Origin of the sequence: Amaricoccus macauensis, assembly GCF_014201905.1 — a bacterium.
GTDB classification, from domain to species: domain Bacteria; phylum Pseudomonadota; class Alphaproteobacteria; order Rhodobacterales; family Rhodobacteraceae; genus Amaricoccus; species Amaricoccus macauensis.
On record NZ_JACHFM010000001.1, the window covers coordinates 690,977 to 706,249 of the forward strand.

Genomic DNA, 15,273 nt, shown 5'->3' on the forward strand with positions numbered 1-15,273 from the left:
ACGCATCCGCCTGCCTCCCGCAAGTACTGCAGCTGCGAAAAGCATACCATCGCATACAAATTTTCCCGGCCACCCGGTCAGCCGCTGTCGGACCCTGCCCTGACGTTTGGCCCGGGCAGCGGGAAACCGGCTCCACAACCGGGAAAATTCACCCGCGCGATGGCCGCGCCGTCCCGAATCACAAGATCGAGCTCCCATTCGAGCCGATCGACCGTGGTGCGGGCGATACCGAGCCCCAGTCCACTTCCCGTTGACCCGGCCCCCCTCGCGAAGCGCCCCTCGCGAAAGGCCGACCCCGGTGCGACCGGAGTCGCGATCTCGACCGATGGCGCCGGCCCGACAGTCACGCGCACTGGCCCCACCCTATGCTCGCAGGCATTGCGCAGCAGGTTTCCGAGCACCAGCGCCACCGCGTCGGGATCGGCCGCCACCTCGACCACCTCGAGGTCGCCATCATCGAGCAGGACCGGACACCCCGGGAGATCGGCAATCAGCAGGCGAAGCACCTGCAACAGATCGCACCGGTCGCCCTCGCGGCCGATCCCCGCCTCCGCCCGCGCCAGTTCGAGCAGCCGCTCGACCAGCGCCGTCACCTTCGCCACCGCCGCCACCACCGCCCGGGCCGCTTTCGGGCCGCCCCGGCCCTCGGCGATGATCTGGGCCTGCGCCGCGGCGACCGCGAGCGGCGTGCGCAACTCGTGGGCAGCGTTCGCCGAGAAATCCCGCTCCGCCGCGAGAAGCGCCTCGATCCGGACCAGATAGCGATCGAGCGCGCGCGGGATCGGCCGTAACTCGTCCGGCAGTCCCTCCGCCTGGATCGACGACAGATCCGACGCCCGTCGCTGATCCAGCTCGGCCACGAAGGTCGCCACGGGCGCAAGCGCGCCGCTGAGCGTGCGGACCACGACGAGAAGCACACCGCAAGCAGCGGCACCGGCATTGCAAGCCAGACCCGTGCTGCCTCCCGGAACTCCTCGCTGCGCAACGTCAGCGGCCGCCCGATTTCCACCGCAAGACCCGCTGGCGTGGTCGTCCGCGCAACCTCACGAACGCCGTCGGCGGAGAGTGCCGGCCACGGCGCCTCGCCCGGCGGCCAGCACCAGGCACCAGACGATGGTCGTGGCAGCAAGGATGCGCCCGGCGAGCCGCCGCCTGAGCGACCAGGCCCGAGGCTGGCCGGAGCTTTTCACCGCACCAGATACCCAAGGCCGCGGCGGGTCTCGATCACGTCGGCGCCGAGCTTGCCGCGCAGCCGCGAGACGTAGACCTCGACGGCATTGCCGGCGATCTCTTCATCGAAGGAGTAGAGCGCGTCTTCGAGCATGGCCCGCGACTGTACCCGGCCCCGCGCCGCCACCAGCAACGCCAGCACCGCCCACTCGCGCGCCGTCAGCCGGACCTCCCCGCCCGGCCCGTAAACCCGCCGGCCCGCCAGATCGACGCGCAGCGCGCCGAGACCGACCTCGGTCGCCCCCGCCGCGGTCGCCCCGGCGCACATGAGCCCGGAGCCGCGCCTCGATCTCGGCGAGATCGAACGGCTTCCCCACATAGTCATCCGCCCCGGCATCAAGCCCGGCGATCCGATCGGAAATGCGGTCCCGCGCCGTGGCGATCAGGATCGGCGTGCGGTTGCCGCGCGCGCTCGGCCCGCAGCAGATCGAGGCCCGACCCGTCCGGCAGACCGAGATCAAGCACCGCGGCGGCATAGTCGGTGGCCGGAACGCCGCGGCCGCCTCGGCCACGGTCGCCACGTGATCCACCGCGTGCCCCTCGCCACGCAGATGACGCAGCAGGGCGTCCGCCAGATCCTCGGCGTCCTCGACGACGAGCAAGCGCATGCCTCGATGCTTAGGCGACAGCGCGCGACGCCGAAAGCCCCTCCCGGACCACGGCAGGAACCACGGCAAGGATCGCGGGCCGCCGGTCAGGCGGTGGGACGATCGTCACTGGCCCGTCACCGGCCTGTCACGATCCAATCACCGCTGCACCGTAAGCGTGGCGCAAGCTTGGCCGGCGAAAGCGGCGGCGTTGAGCAGGAGAGTCCCATGTTTTGCTTCCGCCCTTCCCGCCCGTGGCGGGTGGTGTTCACGACCCTTGGAGTGGCGCTCGCGGCGCTGATCGCCTGGCCGATCTGGCTGCAACTGTCAGGCAACTTCCACGCCGTGGTCCCCGGCGAGGTCTACCGCGCCGCCCAGCCGGAGCCCGAAGACCTGCGCCGCTGGGCGGAGGATCGGGGGATCCGCAGCGTGCTGAACCTCCGCGGCACCGACGAGAGCAGCGAGTGGTATCGGCAGGAGGCGAGCGTCGCTGACGATCTCGGACTGGAGCTCGCGGACTTCCCCATGTCGGCACGAAGGAACCCCGGGCTGGAGCGCATGGACGAACTCGTGGCCCTGATGCGCAGTCTGCCCAAGCCGCTTCTCATCCACTGCATGAGCGGCGCCGACCGGACCGGGCTCGCCTCCGCGCTCTACCTCGCCGCGATCGCCGACGCCGGCGAGACCGCCGCCGAAGGGCAGCTCTCCTTCGCCTATGGCCACGTGGGCATACCTGTCGTATCGGCGGCGTGGGCAATGGATGAGGCGTGGGAAGAACGAGAGGCGAGCCTCGACCACCCCGAAGGCTGAGCAACAACCGCACGGACCCGCGCCGCGCGCGTCACCGGCTTTCATACTGGCAGAAACCCTATCGGGCAGGGACGAGGGGCCCCGCCAACAGGCGGGGAGAAACTCCCTTCTTCACGGGCGAAGCCCGTTCCGCCGGAGCGGAGCCGCAAAGGCGGCGAAGCGTCAAGCGCCGGCCGAGCGGGAGCCCGGCAGGGCTCCCCGAGGCTGGCGCTCCCCCGGCTGGTCCGGGTCCGGGCGTGCCCGGCTCAGCGGACGATCCGGCTGTACTTCGCGCCCGCAAGGCTCGCGTCGGCGATCAGCCCGCGCTGCCCGAAGACCACCTCGATGATCGGCCGGTTGATCTGCGTCGAGGTGACGCCCGCCGCAGCCCCGTCCTTCTGGAACGCGACCGCCGCGTCCACCCCGAGCTCCCAGCCGTCGGAAACCCGGAAGTCCTGCAACGCCTGCTCGGTCATGAAGAACAGCGCCTGATTGAACGCCGTCGCACCGATGGTCAGCCCGATGCCCGCGGCCGAGATCGAATAGTAGTCGACCTTCGCCGGTCCGATCATCAGCGCACCCTCGCCATAGGCGCCGGAGGCGATGAGCCCGATCTTGCGGATGTTCGGGATGATGAGAATGCCCTTGGCCTGCGCCGCGAGCTCCGTCGCGCCGGGTACCGTGGCGTAGAGCTCGTTCAGCGCGTCATCCACCTCGCGGTCGATGCGTGCGCGGCCGGAGTCACCCGGAACCGGCGGCCGCGATGTACAGGCGGCGAGCGCGCCGGCGCCGGCCAGCGCCAGAATGCTGCGTCGGGTCAGGGACGTCATGGACGGGCTCCTCTCGTGCACACTGCCTCACGGCCGGTCACGGGTGCCGGCTTCGGTTTTCGTCTTACACGCGCCTCGCGGCCCCGCCAAGCCGGGGATACGCTCGCGGAAGACTGATTGCATCCCGACCCTTCCTCCAATTGCGCCGCCGCCGCCGCGCCGGTAGAACCCCGGCCATGTCGCTCTGGAGATACGCCAACCCCGCCGAGTTCATGCGCATCAGCGGTCCGGTCCTGCCGGTCCTCTGGGCGGGGGCGGGAGTGTGCCTGCTCGTCGGCCTCGGATGGGGCCTCTTCCTCACCCCCAACGACTACCAGCAGGGAGCGACGGTGAAGATCCTCTTCATCCACGTCCCCGCCGCGCTCATGGCGATCAACGCCTGGCTGATGATGCTCGTCGCCTCGCTGATCTGGTTCATCCGCCGCCACCACGTCTCGGCGCTCGCCGCCCGCGCCGCGGCGCCCGTCGGCGCCACGATGACGGTGATCGCCCTCGCCACGGGCGCGATCTGGGGTCAGCCCATGTGGGGCACCTGGTGGGCGTGGGATCCGCGCCTCACCTCGTTCTTCATCCTGTTCCTGTTCTACGTCGGCTACATCGCGCTCTGGAGTGCCATCGACGACCCCGACACCGCGGCTGACCTGACGGCCGTCCTCTGCTTCGTCGGCTCGGTCTTCGCGCTGCTCTCGCGCTACGCCGTGCTCTTCTGGAGCCAGGGCCTGCATCAGGGGGCGTCGCTCTCGGTCGATCGGGAGACGCATGTGGACGCGGCCTTCTACTATCCGCTCGTCATCGCGATCGCCGGCTTCGTCCTGCTCTTCTTCGCACTCGTGCTGACCCGCACCCGCACCGAGATCCGCCTGCGCCGGATCCGGGCGCTGCAGGCGATCGAGGCGCGGGCATGATCCTCGATCTCGGCAAGTACGCCGCCACGGTGCTCGGCGCCTACGCGGTCACGCTCGGCCTCATCGCGCTCCTCGTCGTGGCGAGCGTGCGCCGGGCGAGGCGGGCGCGGGCCGAGCTCGAGCGCCTCGAATCCGCACGGAGGACCCCGAATGGCTAACGGCCGGCGCAACGCCCTCCTCGCAATTCCGCCGCTGCTCTTCCTCGTCTTCGCGACAGTGGCCTTCATCGGCCTGCGCCGGGAAAACCCCGAGGAACTGCCGAGCGCTCTCGTCGGGCGCGAGGCCCCGAGCCTTGAGCGACTGACCGCGCTCCGCGACGATCCCGCGCCGACCAACGCCGACCTCACGGCGCCGGGCGTCAAGCTCGTCAACTTCTGGGCGAGCTGGTGCGCCCCCTGCCGCGTCGAGCATCCGCTCATCACCGCGCTCAGCGAGAGCGGCATCGAGGTGATCGGCATCAACTACAAGGACGACCCGAAGGCGGCGCTCGGCTTCCTGAAGGAATTGGGCGACCCCTATGCCCGCATCGGTGCCGACGCATCCGGGCGCACCGCGCTCGACTGGGGGATCTACGGCGTGCCGGAAACCTTCGTGATCGGCCCGAACGGCGAGGTCGTGCTGCGCTTCCCCGGCCCTCTCGATCCGAACACCATCGAGGACCGCATCAAGCCGGCGATCGCCGCCGCCCTCGGCCAGGGTTAGGCGAGGGCCGGCTCAGGCGCGCGCGAAGCGCTCGCGCGACTTCGCCCGCGCCTTCTCCGCCTCGGTCTCGCGGTCGCGTGGCGCCGCGTTGGTGACGAGCGCGGCGAGGAGCCGGCGCGACGCCGACGCGACCTCATCCACCGCGCGCTCGAACGCCGCCTCGTTGGCCTGCGACGGACGGTTGTACCCGCTCACCTTGCGCACGAACTGCAACGACGCTGCCCGGATCTCGTCGTCAGTCGCCGGCGGCTCGAAGTTGTAGAGAACCCGGATGTTGCGGCACATGGGTTGCCTCCCCTGATCTTGCCTGAGCCTGAACATGTCCCCCGACCCCGCCGCCGGCAACCCCCGGCCCCGAAGCCGCGCCGCCGGGGTCCGCGTTCGACCGCTACCCGCGCTGATACCCGCCCGAAACCACCCGGAAGACGAGCTAAGCCAATCAAGGATCTCCCCAAGGTAGATCTCGTTACATCAATCGACCGGCCGGTTGACGAATTGTGGTCTTGTGCCGCCGCGCCGCCCTCGGCTATGCGGACCCCAGTGCAGCAGAGCCGGGGGACGCCATGCCGCAGGACGCCCATCCCTTCCGATCGGTGCTTTACATGCCGGGGTCGCGACCCCGCGCGCTTGAGAAAGCCCGGACGCTTGCGGCCGACGCGTTGATTCTCGACCTTGAGGATGCCGTCGCTCCCGCCGAGAAACCGAACGCCCGCGAGCTTGTCGCCGAAGCCGTCGAAGCCGGCGGCTATGGTAAGCGCAAGCTGCTCGTCCGGGTGAACGGCTTCGATACCGAATGGGGCGAAGCCGACATCGCCCGGGCCAGCGCGGCACAGCCCGACGCGATCCTTCTGCCCAAGGTCGAGTCGGCCGCCGACATCGCCCGCGCGGCGCTCCTGATGGCCGATGCCGGTGCCGGGGAGCACGTGCGGATCTGGGCGATGATGGAGACGCCGCGCGGCGCGCTCAACGCCCTTGCCATCGCCGAATCGCACCCGCGCCTCGAGGGCTTCGTCCTCGGCACGAACGATCTCGTGAAGGATCTCGGCGCCGCGCACACGCCGGACCGCTTGCCCCTCGTCACCAGCCTCGGGCTCTGCCTGCTCGGGGCACGCGCCGCCGGTCTCGTCTGCGTCGATGGTGTCTACAACGCCTTCCAGGACGCCGAGGGCCTGCGCGCCGCCTGCGTTCAGGGCCGTGACATGGGCTTCGACGGCAAGACGCTGATCCACCCGGACCAGATCGCCATCGCCAACGAGGTCTTCGCGCCATCGACGGATGCGGTGGCGCTCGCCCGCCGTCAGGTCGAGGCGTTCGAGCAAGCCACTGCCCGCGGCGAGGGTGTCGCGGTGGTGGACGGGCGCATCGTCGAAAACCTGCACGTCGTCACGGCCAAGCGCCTGATCGAACGCGCCGAAACGATCGCCGCGCTGGAATCCGCGGCATGACCCTCCTCGTCCTCGGGCTGGTGATCTGGACGGCCGCCCACCTCTTCAAGCCACTGATGCCCGAGGCGCGCGGCGCCCTCGCGGGGCAGCTGGGCGAAGGGCCGTCCAAGGGAGTGATGGCGTTCGTCATCGCCATTGCGCTCATCCTCATGATCATCGGCTTCCGTCAGGCTCCGGTCGAAAACGTCTGGTTTCCGCCCGCATGGACGAAGCACCTCAACAACCTCCTCATGCTGATCGCCGTGGCTCTCTTCGGCCTCCGCCACGCGAAGAGCCGCGCCCGTGGCTGGGTGCGTGACCCGATGCTGACCGGCGTCGTCGTCTGGGCCGTGGCGCACCTGCTGGTGAACGGCGATGTCGCCTCGATCGTGCTCTTTGGCTGGCTCGGCATCTGGGCGCTCGTCGAGATGGTGTTCGCCCGCAGCAAGCCGGCCGCGCCGCTCCCCGCCCCCAGCACCGCGGGCGAGATCCGGTTCGTTCTCATCACGCTCGTGGTCTATGGGGTGATCGCCGCGATCCACACGTGGCTCGGCTACCCGCCATTCCCTCAGGGATGACAGACATGCTCGCCTACCGTTTCCTGACCGAAGAGGACACCTCGGCGTTCTGCCACAAGGTGACGGCCGCGCTCGCCAAAGGCTGGTCGCTGCATGGCGCCCCCACCTACGCGTTCGACGGGAAGGCCGGGGTCATGCGCTGTGGCCAGGCCGTCGTGAAGGAAGTCGACGCCGACTACGCCCCCTCGATGAAGCTCGGCGAACTCTGAACCAACGACCCGGCGCGACCATCGCGGCGGGAGAACGGCCTCATGGGGCCCGGGGGTACTCGCCTCCGCAGGGGAGAACTGATGGCGGAAAAGACCCACGCCGGACGCTTTTTCGAGGACTACAGCGTCGGCGACGAAATCGTCCACGCGGTGCCCCGCACCGTCACCGAGGGTGACCGCGCGGTCTACACCGCACTCTATCCCACGCGCTTTGCGCTCTACTCGTCCGACGCCTTCGCGCGGAAATCAGGACTGCTCCGCAGCCCGATCGAGGACGTCGCCGCGTTCCATGTGGTCTTCGGCAAGACGGTGCCGGACATCAGCCTCAACGCCGTGGCGAACCTCGGATACGCCGAAGGCCGCTTCCTGCTGCCGGTCTACCCCGGCGACACCCTGACGGCGACGAGCGAGGTGATCGGCCTGCGCGAGACCTCGAACGGCAAGTCCGGCGTCGTCTGGGTCCGCTCCACCGGCCTGAACCAGCGCGGCGAGACCGTGCTCAGCTACTGCCGCTGGGTGATGGTGCGCAAGCGCGACGAAGGTGCCCCGGCCCCCGCGGTGGTGGTGCCCGACCTGGCCGCGTCGGTCGCCGCCACGGATCTCGTGGTGCCCGCCGGCCTCGACTTCGCGGACTACGACTTCGCGCTCGCCGGCGAGCGCTGGCGCTGGGGCGACTACGAGATCGGCGAGCAGATCGACCACGTCGACCGCGTGACGATCGAGGAGGCCGAGCACATGCTCGCCACCCGCCTGTGGCAGAACACCGCCAAAGTGCACTTCGACAAGACCGCGCGCGACGGCGGCCAGCGGCTGATCTACGGCGGCCACATCATCAGCCTCGCCCGGGCGCTGTCGTTCAACGGCCTCGCCAATGCCCAGATGATCGCGGCGATCAACGCCGGCGCCCACGCGAATCCCTGCTTTGCCGGCGACACCGTCGGTGCCTGGTCGGAGATCCTCGACAAGGCGGACACCACAAACCCCGGCATCGGCGCCCTGCGGGTTCGACTCGTCGCGACCAGGAGCGGCGCCGCGCCGTTCGAGCTCCGCGGCGACGACGGCAAGTACCGGCCGGAGGTTCTTCTCGATCTTGATCTATGGGTGCTGATTCCAAAATGAAATCAAAGCTTAATTACCTGATGTGTTTTTCGGAATTGACCGCGGCGATGCCAGCAACACAACCGGTGTACACTTGCATCCCGTCGCTGAAGAGTGGCATGAACAAAATACGCGGGAGCGGAGGGAAACATGGCTGACGTGAACCGGGGCAACCGCCCTCTTTCGCCTTTCATGATCGGATCGGTCTACCGACCGCAGATCACTTCGGTCATGTCGATCCTGCACCGGCTGACAGGCATCGGCATCGGACTCACCGGCGTCCTCGTCGTCTGGTGGTTCCTCGCCGCCTCGACGAGCCCGTACTACTTCGACTTCGCCGACGGGCTCCTGACGTCGTGGATCGGCAACCTGATCCTGTTCCTCGCGCTCGTCTCGCTCTGGTACCACTTCTTCAACGGCATCCGGCACCTCTTCTGGGACGCCGGCAAGGGCTTCGAGCTCGGCCAGGTGCGCACGACCGGGATCGCGACCGCGGTCGCCGCGGGCGTCATGTCGATCGTCACCATCACCATTGCGCTCTGGGGGTAAACATGGGCTTTCGTACTGACCGGCAGAGGGTCCACGGGCTCGGCACCTCGCACACCGGCGCGCATCACTGGTGGTCGCAGCGGCTGACGGCGGTGGGGATGCTCATCCTCGTTCCGTTCTTCCTGTTCCCGTTCGTCCGCGCGCTGGGAACCGATTTCGAGACCGTCCGCGAGATCTACGGCCATCCGTTCAATGCCGTCGTCGCAATGCTCACGCTTGCCGTCGGCTTCCTCCACCTGCAGCAGGGGCTCCAGGTGGTGATCGAGGACTACGTCCACGACAAGCCGGTGCTCGTCGCGATGCTGGTGGCCAACGTGGTGCTCTGCGCCGCCTTCGCCATGACCGGCATCTTCGCCGTCGCCAAGATCGCCTTCGCCTGAGGACGCAGACATCATGGCCGCTTACACGTTCACAGATCACACCTTCGACGTCATCGTCGTCGGCGCCGGCGGCGCGGGCCTCCGCGCCACGCTCGGCATGGCGGAGCAGGGCCTGAAGACCGGGTGCATCACCAAGGTCTTCCCCACCCGCTCGCACACCGTCGCAGCCCAGGGTGGCATTGCCGCCAGCCTCGGCAACATGGGCCCCGACAACTGGCAGTGGCACCTCTACGACACCGTGAAGGGCTCCGACTGGCTCGGCGACACCGACGCCATGGAGTACCTCGTCCGCGAGGCGCCAAAGGCGGTCTACGAGCTCGAGCACTACGGTGTGCCGTTCTCGCGCACCGAGCTCGGCAAGATCTACCAGCGCCCGTTCGGTGGCCACACCACCGAGTTCGGCGAAGGCCCGCCCGTCCAGCGCACCTGCGCCGCGGCCGACCGCACGGGCCACGCCATCCTGCACACGCTCTACGGCCAGTCGCTGAAGAACAACGCCCAGTTCTTCATCGAGTACTTCGCCATCGACCTCATCATGACCGACGACGGCGAGGTTCAGGGCGTCCTTGCGTGGAAGCTCGACGACGGCACGCTGCACCGCTTCAACGCCAAGATGACCGTGCTCGCCACCGGCGGCTACGGCCGGACCTACTTCTCCGCCACCTCGGCGCACACCTGCACCGGTGACGGCGGCGGCATGGTGGCGCGCCAGGGCCTGCCACTGCAGGACATGGAGTTCGTGCAGTTCCACCCGACCGGCATCTACGGCTCGGGCTGCCTCATCACCGAGGGCGCGCGCGGCGAGGGTGGCTACCTGACCAACTCCGAGGGCGAGCGCTTCATGGAACGCTACGCGCCCAGCTACAAGGATCTCGCCTCGCGTGACGTGGTCTCGCGCTGCATGACGATCGAGATCCGCGAGGGCCGGGGCGTCGGGCCGCAGAAGGACCACATCTACCTCAACCTCAACCACCTGCCGCCCGAGGCGCTGTCCGAACGGCTGCCCGGCATCTCGGAGAGCGCGAAGATCTTCGCCGGCGTCGATGTGACCAAGGCGCCGATCCCGGTGCTCCCGACCGTGCACTACAACATGGGCGGCATTCCCACGAGCTACTGGGGCGAGGCGCTCCAGCCGACCCACGACAACCCCGACCGCATCCTGCCCGGCCTGATGGCCGTGGGTGAGGCCGGCTGCGCCTCCGTGCACGGTGCGAACCGGCTCGGCTCGAACAGCCTCATCGACCTCGTGGTGTTCGGCCGCGCCGCCGCGATCCGCGCCGGCAAGATCGTCGAGCGGGACACGCCGAACCGGCCGCTGAACCAGTCCTCGGTCGATGCCGCGGTCGAGCGTTTCGACCGTCTGCGCCACGCCGACGGCAACATTCCGACCGCCGACCTGCGGCTCGAGCTGCAGCGCACGATGCAGGCGGATGCGGCGGTCTTCCGCACCGACAAGACCCTTGCCGAGGGCGTCGAGAAGGTGACTGCCGTCGCCGACAAGATGGCCGACGTCAAGGTCACCGACCGCTCGATGATCTGGAACTCCGACCTCATGGAGACCCTTGAGCTCACCAACCTCATGCCGAACGCGCTCGCGACCATCGTCAGCGCCGAGGCCCGGAAGGAGAGCCGCGGCGCCCATGCCCAGGAGGACTGGCCGAACCGGGACGACGTGGAGTGGCGCAAGCACACCCTCGCCGTCGTCCACCCGGACAACACCGTGACGCTGAGCTACCGTCCGGTGCATCTCGATCCGCTGACGCCCTTCGAGAAGGGTGGCATCGACCTGAAGAAAATCGCGCCCAAGGCGCGGGTGTACTGAGGAGCAGGGCCCATGGTCGAATTCGCGCTTCCGAAGAACAGCCGCGTCGTCACCGGCAAAACCTGGCCGCGCCCCGAGGGCGCGACCAACGTCCGGGCGTTCCGGATCTATCGCTGGGATCCCGACACCGGCGAGAATCCGAGGATCGACACCTACTTCGTCGACCTCGACACCTGCGGTCCGATGATGCTCGACGCGCTCATCAAGATCAAAAACGAGATCGATCCGACGCTCACCTTCCGCCGCTCCTGCCGTGAAGGCATCTGCGGCTCGTGCGCGATGAACATTGACGGCATCAACACGCTGGCCTGCATCTGGGGCATCGACGAGGTGAAGGGCGACGTGCGGATCTATCCGCTGCCGCACATGCCGGTCATCAAGGACCTCGTGCCGGATCTGACGCACTTCTATGCCCAGCATGCGTCGATCAAGCCGTGGCTCGAAACCTCCACGGTGACGCCCGAGCACGAGTGGCGCCAGTCGCCCGAGGATCGCAAGAAGCTCGACGGCCTCTACGAGTGCGTGATGTGCGCCTGCTGCTCGACGTCCTGCCCGAGCTACTGGTGGAACGGCGACCGCTACCTCGGCCCGGCGGCGCTGCTGCACGCCTATCGCTGGATCATCGACTCCCGCGACGAGGCGACCGGCGAACGGCTCGACAACCTCGACGATCCGTTCAAGCTCTACCGCTGCCACACCATCATGAACTGTGCGCAGACCTGCCCGAAGCACCTGAACCCGGCGAAGGCCATCGCCGAGATCAAGATGCTGATGGTCGAACGCCAGATGTAAGGCATCCGGGCGCGCGCCACCGCGCGCGCCCATGGAGGCACCCATGACCGACTTCGAGCGCACCCGCGCGATGTTCGATCTGCCGAAGGGGATCGTCTACCTCGACGGCAACTCTCTCGGCCCCCTGCCCCGCGCTGCCACCGATGCGGTCGCCCGGGTGATGCGCGACGAATGGGGGCACGAACTCATCCGGGCGTGGAATACCTGCGGCTGGATGGCGCAGCCCCTCGCGCTCGGCGATCGCATCGGGCGGCTGATCGGCGCGCCGCCCGGCACCGTCGCGGTCGGCGACACGCTTTCGATCAAGGTCTATCAGGCGCTCGCCTCCGCCCTCCGGCTTCGGCCCGGGCGCCGGGTCATCCTGTCGGACTCCGGCAACTTCCCCTCCGATCTCTACATGGCTCAGGGTCTCATCGGGCTTCTCGGCGACCGTGAACTCCGCACGCCCGCGCCCGAGGACGTGGCGGCGGCGATCAATGAGGATGTCGCCGTCGTGATGCTGACCGAAGTCGACTACCGCACCGGCCGGCGCCACGACATGCCGGCACTCACCGCCCGTGCCCATGCGGCCGGCGCCCTCATCATCTGGGATCTGGCGCATTCCGCCGGCGCGGTCCCGGTCGACGTGGCCGGTGGCAACGCCGACTTCGCCGTCGGCTGCACCTACAAGTATCTCAACGGCGGACCCGGATCGCCGGCCTTCATCTACCTCGGCCCGTCCGTCGCAGATCAGGCCCGCCCGGCGCTCGCCGGCTGGCTCGGGCATGACGCGCCCTTCGCCTTCGACCCCGACTATCGCCCGGCCGGCGGCGTGGCCCGGATGCGCGTCGGCACGCCGCCGATCCTCGCCTATGCCGCGCTCTCCGCCGCCCTCGACGTCTGGGACGAGGTCGACATGGCCGATCTGCGCGCCCGCTCCATCGAGCTCTCGGAGCGCTTCATCGCCGAGGTCGAGGCCCGCTGCCCGGACCTCGAACTCGCGAGCCCGCGCGATCCGCACGCCCGCGGCAGCCAGGTCTCCTTCCGCTTCGCCGACGGCTATGCCGCCATGCAGGCGCTGATCGCCCGCGGCGTCATCGGCGACTTCCGCGCGCCCGACATCATGCGCTTCGGTTTCACCCCGCTCTATCTCACCGAGGCCGAGGTGGTCCGCGGCGCCGAGGTGCTCGAGGAAGTGATCCGGGACCGCCTCTACGATCGCCCCGAGCATCGCCGGGTCGAGGCGGTGACCTGACCGGCGCGAGACGCGCTCCAGCCAATCACACGTCCAGACCCTCACTCCGGACGCCGCGCGACGCGCGACCGCATCGCGGTCGCCTGTCGCGCAGGCACTCGCGCGCTTCAATCGTCTCGCATCCCGCGCAATCGCATTGGATGCACACGTTGTGCTTGCGAAACGTTCCAATTGAGGCAAGCTTCCCGCACAACAACAAAGCCGATCGGGAGGGACCAAACCAATGAAGTCGATACTGACGAGCTGCGCCGTGCTGGCGCTCTGGACGGGCATGGCCGCTGCGCAGGGGGCGGGCGACAATCTCGACAAGCTCAGCAACTTCAAGACGACCGGCACCAAGGACTTCACCGTCGTCGAGCAGGGCGGCGAGTTCGCCGACGGCGTCGCGAAGAACCTCGAGAAGATCAAGCTGCCCGAGGGCTTCCACATCGGCCTCTATGCGATCGTGCCCGACGCGCGCCACATGGCGGTCGGGCCGCAGGGCATCGTCACCTTCGTCGGCACGCGCAAGACCGAAGTCTGGGCGATGACCGACCGCAACAAGGACGGCAAGGCCGACGAGGTGAAGAACTTCGCGCCCTCGCTCGCCAAGGCGATCCCCAACGGCCCGTGCTTCTCCCCCGACGGCATGCTCTACATCGCCGAGCAGAACCGCGTGCTGCAGTACCCGGCGGCGGAATTCTTCTACGAGAGCCCCGACGTGGTGGCGGTCAACGTCATCCCGCAGGGCGAGCTGATCCCGGTCGAGTACGAGAGCTTCAACCACACCGCGCGGGTGTGCCGCGTCGGGCCGGACGGCAAGCTCTACGTCGCGCTCGGCCAGCCCTACAACGTCACCCCGGCCGAGCTCGTCGACACCTTCAAGGAGAAGGGCATCGGCGGCATCATCCGCCTCGGCCAGGATGGCAAGGACCGTGAGGTCTACGTCACCGGTATCCGCAACTCCGTCGGCATGGACTTCGACCCGGCGACCAAGGAGCTCTGGTTCACCGACAACCAGGTGGACGGCATGGGCGACGACATCCCGCCCGGTGAGATCAACCACATCACCGCCCAGGGCCAGGCCTTCGGCCATCCGTGGTATGGCGGCGGCGACGTGCGCACCAACGAGTTCAAGGACCAGACCCCGCCGGAGGGCCTCGTGTTCCCGGTGGTCGAGATGGACGCCCACGCGGCGGATCTCGGCATGATGTTCTACACCGGCGCGCAGTTCCCGGCCGAGTACAAGGGCGCGATCTTCTCGGCGCAGCACGGCTCGTGGAACCGCACCGTGCCGATCGGCGCGCGGGTGATGGTGACGACCTTCGCCGAGGACGGCACCCCCACCTCGAAGCCCTTCGCCGAAGGCTGGCTGAACGACGAGACCGGCGAATACTCCGGCCGCCCGGTCGACGTGGCACAGCTCCGCGACGGCTCGCTCCTCGTCTCCGACGACCTCGCCGGCGCGGTCTATCGCATCTGGTACGAGGCCCCCGGCGGCTGATGCGCACCCGGATCGGCATAGCCCTCTGCCTCGGCGCGCAGTTGCTCGCCGGGGCCGCCATGGCCCAGGACGCGGGCGCGGGCCGCAAGATCGCCAACATGTGCCGGACCTGCCACGGGCTCGACGGCATCGCCGCGATCCCCGTCGCGCCCAACATCGGCGGCGAGCCGGCCAGCTACCTCGCCGCCCAGCTCCGGGCGTTCCGCAGCGGCGAGCGGCAGCAGGAGATGATGAGCGTCGTCGCCGCCAGCCTCAGCGACCAGCAGATCGCCGACGTCACCGCCTGGTACGCCAGCCAGAAAGTCGTCGCGGTGCCCCCTGCCGGCTTCGACCCCGCCGGCGCGCCCGAAGCCTGCGCCGCCTGCCACGGCGCCGACGGCATCGCCGTCATCCCGGAGGCGCCAAACCTCGCGGGTGAGAACACCATCTACATCGACACCCAGCTCAAGGCGTTCCGGACGGAAAAGCGCAGGAGCGACGTCATGGGCCCCATAGCCGCCCCGCTCGACGACGCAGCGATCCGCGCCGCCGCCGAATGGTACGCCAGCATCGGCCTGCGCCCGGCATCGCCCTGACCCGCGCCACAGGTCGCGGTTGACCTCGGCGATCCGGCGCGGCACGAAGGCCACCGCGCCGGTGATTGCACGGGCGGATTTCGCGC

General features: G+C 68.8%; 20 protein-coding genes. 16 read left to right on the forward strand and 4 right to left on the reverse strand.

Annotated elements, in window-relative coordinates:
* Positions 1-77: 77 nt before the first annotated feature.
* The gene (locus tag HNP73_RS03325; RefSeq protein ID WP_184147087.1) at positions 78-905 is read right to left on the reverse strand and encodes a histidine kinase dimerization/phospho-acceptor domain-containing protein; all 828 of its coding nucleotides are present in this window, start codon (positions 903-905) and stop codon (positions 78-80) included.
* A gap of 281 nt (positions 906-1,186) precedes the next feature.
* Positions 1,187-1,549: a winged helix-turn-helix domain-containing protein gene (locus tag HNP73_RS23095; protein WP_246399491.1), complete on the reverse strand. Its 363-nt coding sequence runs from the start codon at positions 1,547-1,549 to the stop codon at positions 1,187-1,189.
* A gap of 41 nt (positions 1,550-1,590) precedes the next feature.
* Here HNP73_RS23095 and HNP73_RS23100 point away from each other — a divergent pair, with 41 nt between their 5' ends.
* Complete coding sequence (locus HNP73_RS23100; RefSeq protein WP_246399493.1) at positions 1,591-1,755, forward strand: hypothetical protein; 165 nt, start codon at positions 1,591-1,593, stop codon at positions 1,753-1,755.
* Between the two features lie 290 nt (positions 1,756-2,045).
* Positions 2,046-2,627 carry a dual specificity protein phosphatase family protein gene (locus HNP73_RS03335; RefSeq protein ID WP_184147089.1) on the forward strand — a complete coding sequence of 194 codons (582 nt, stop codon included), beginning with the start codon at positions 2,046-2,048 and terminating at the stop codon, positions 2,625-2,627.
* 245 nt (positions 2,628-2,872) lie between these two features.
* Here the strand turns inward: HNP73_RS03335 and HNP73_RS03340 are convergent, their stop codons facing one another.
* Positions 2,873-3,436 carry a lipid-binding SYLF domain-containing protein gene (locus HNP73_RS03340; protein WP_184147091.1) on the reverse strand — a complete coding sequence of 188 codons (564 nt, stop codon included), beginning with the start codon at positions 3,434-3,436 and terminating at the stop codon, positions 2,873-2,875.
* A gap of 176 nt (positions 3,437-3,612) precedes the next feature.
* Here HNP73_RS03340 and HNP73_RS03345 point away from each other — a divergent pair, with 176 nt between their 5' ends.
* Genes HNP73_RS03345 through HNP73_RS03355 form a run of 3 tightly spaced genes read left to right on the forward strand, consistent with a single transcriptional unit; the run spans position 3,613 to position 5,043 of the window.
* On the forward strand, positions 3,613-4,341 hold the full coding sequence (locus tag HNP73_RS03345; RefSeq protein ID WP_184147093.1) for a heme ABC transporter permease: 729 nt from the start codon (positions 3,613-3,615) through the stop codon (positions 4,339-4,341).
* Entirely contained in the window at positions 4,338-4,499 is a 162-nt protein-coding gene (gene ccmD / locus HNP73_RS03350) for a heme exporter protein CcmD (RefSeq protein WP_184147095.1), read from the forward strand. The genes HNP73_RS03345 and ccmD overlap by 4 nt, the downstream gene beginning before the upstream one ends.
* A complete protein-coding gene (locus tag HNP73_RS03355; protein WP_184147097.1) occupies positions 4,492-5,043 on the forward strand; it encodes a DsbE family thiol:disulfide interchange protein in 552 nt (183 codons plus the stop codon). The genes ccmD and HNP73_RS03355 overlap by 8 nt, the downstream gene beginning before the upstream one ends.
* Positions 5,044-5,055: 12 nt before the next feature.
* Here HNP73_RS03355 and HNP73_RS03360 read toward each other — a convergent pair whose 3' ends face one another.
* Complete coding sequence (locus HNP73_RS03360; RefSeq protein ID WP_184147099.1) at positions 5,056-5,328, reverse strand: DUF2277 domain-containing protein; 273 nt, start codon at positions 5,326-5,328, stop codon at positions 5,056-5,058.
* Between the two features lie 278 nt (positions 5,329-5,606).
* On the opposite strand from HNP73_RS03360, the gene HNP73_RS03365 reads away from it, so the two are divergent.
* The 11 genes from HNP73_RS03365 to HNP73_RS03415 all read left to right on the forward strand — a co-directional run bounded on the left by HNP73_RS03365 (position 5,607) and on the right by HNP73_RS03415 (position 15,187).
* Positions 5,607-6,488, forward strand: coding sequence for an HpcH/HpaI aldolase/citrate lyase family protein (locus HNP73_RS03365; RefSeq protein ID WP_184147101.1), 882 nt, complete (start codon positions 5,607-5,609; stop codon positions 6,486-6,488).
* Entirely contained in the window at positions 6,485-7,045 is a 561-nt protein-coding gene (locus tag HNP73_RS03370; RefSeq protein WP_184147103.1) for an NnrU family protein, read from the forward strand. The genes HNP73_RS03365 and HNP73_RS03370 overlap by 4 nt, the downstream gene beginning before the upstream one ends.
* Before the next feature lie 5 nt (positions 7,046-7,050).
* A complete protein-coding gene (locus HNP73_RS03375) occupies positions 7,051-7,254 on the forward strand; it encodes a DUF1737 domain-containing protein (protein WP_184147105.1) in 204 nt (67 codons plus the stop codon).
* 81 nt (positions 7,255-7,335) lie between these two features.
* Positions 7,336-8,373, forward strand: coding sequence for a MaoC family dehydratase (locus tag HNP73_RS03380; RefSeq protein ID WP_184147107.1), 1,038 nt, complete (start codon positions 7,336-7,338; stop codon positions 8,371-8,373).
* A gap of 129 nt (positions 8,374-8,502) precedes the next feature.
* The gene (gene sdhC, locus HNP73_RS03385) at positions 8,503-8,901 is read left to right on the forward strand and encodes a succinate dehydrogenase, cytochrome b556 subunit (RefSeq protein ID WP_184147109.1); all 399 of its coding nucleotides are present in this window, start codon (positions 8,503-8,505) and stop codon (positions 8,899-8,901) included.
* A 2-nt stretch (positions 8,902-8,903) separates the two neighbouring features.
* Positions 8,904-9,281: a succinate dehydrogenase, hydrophobic membrane anchor protein gene (sdhD, locus tag HNP73_RS03390; protein ID WP_184147112.1), complete on the forward strand. Its 378-nt coding sequence runs from the start codon at positions 8,904-8,906 to the stop codon at positions 9,279-9,281.
* A 13-nt stretch (positions 9,282-9,294) separates the two neighbouring features.
* Complete coding sequence (gene sdhA, locus HNP73_RS03395) at positions 9,295-11,103, forward strand: succinate dehydrogenase flavoprotein subunit (RefSeq protein WP_184147113.1); 1,809 nt, start codon at positions 9,295-9,297, stop codon at positions 11,101-11,103.
* Positions 11,104-11,115: 12 nt separating this feature from the next.
* On the forward strand, positions 11,116-11,895 hold the full coding sequence (locus tag HNP73_RS03400; RefSeq protein ID WP_184147115.1) for a succinate dehydrogenase iron-sulfur subunit: 780 nt from the start codon (positions 11,116-11,118) through the stop codon (positions 11,893-11,895).
* A gap of 43 nt (positions 11,896-11,938) precedes the next feature.
* Complete coding sequence (kynU, locus tag HNP73_RS03405) at positions 11,939-13,129, forward strand: kynureninase (RefSeq protein ID WP_184147117.1); 1,191 nt, start codon at positions 11,939-11,941, stop codon at positions 13,127-13,129.
* Between the two features lie 223 nt (positions 13,130-13,352).
* Positions 13,353-14,612: a PQQ-dependent sugar dehydrogenase gene (locus HNP73_RS03410; protein WP_184147119.1), complete on the forward strand. Its 1,260-nt coding sequence runs from the start codon at positions 13,353-13,355 to the stop codon at positions 14,610-14,612.
* On the forward strand, positions 14,612-15,187 hold the full coding sequence (locus HNP73_RS03415) for a c-type cytochrome (protein WP_184147121.1): 576 nt from the start codon (positions 14,612-14,614) through the stop codon (positions 15,185-15,187). Before HNP73_RS03410 ends, HNP73_RS03415 begins: the two co-directional genes overlap by 1 nt.
* The last annotated feature ends 86 nt before the right edge of the window (positions 15,188-15,273 follow it).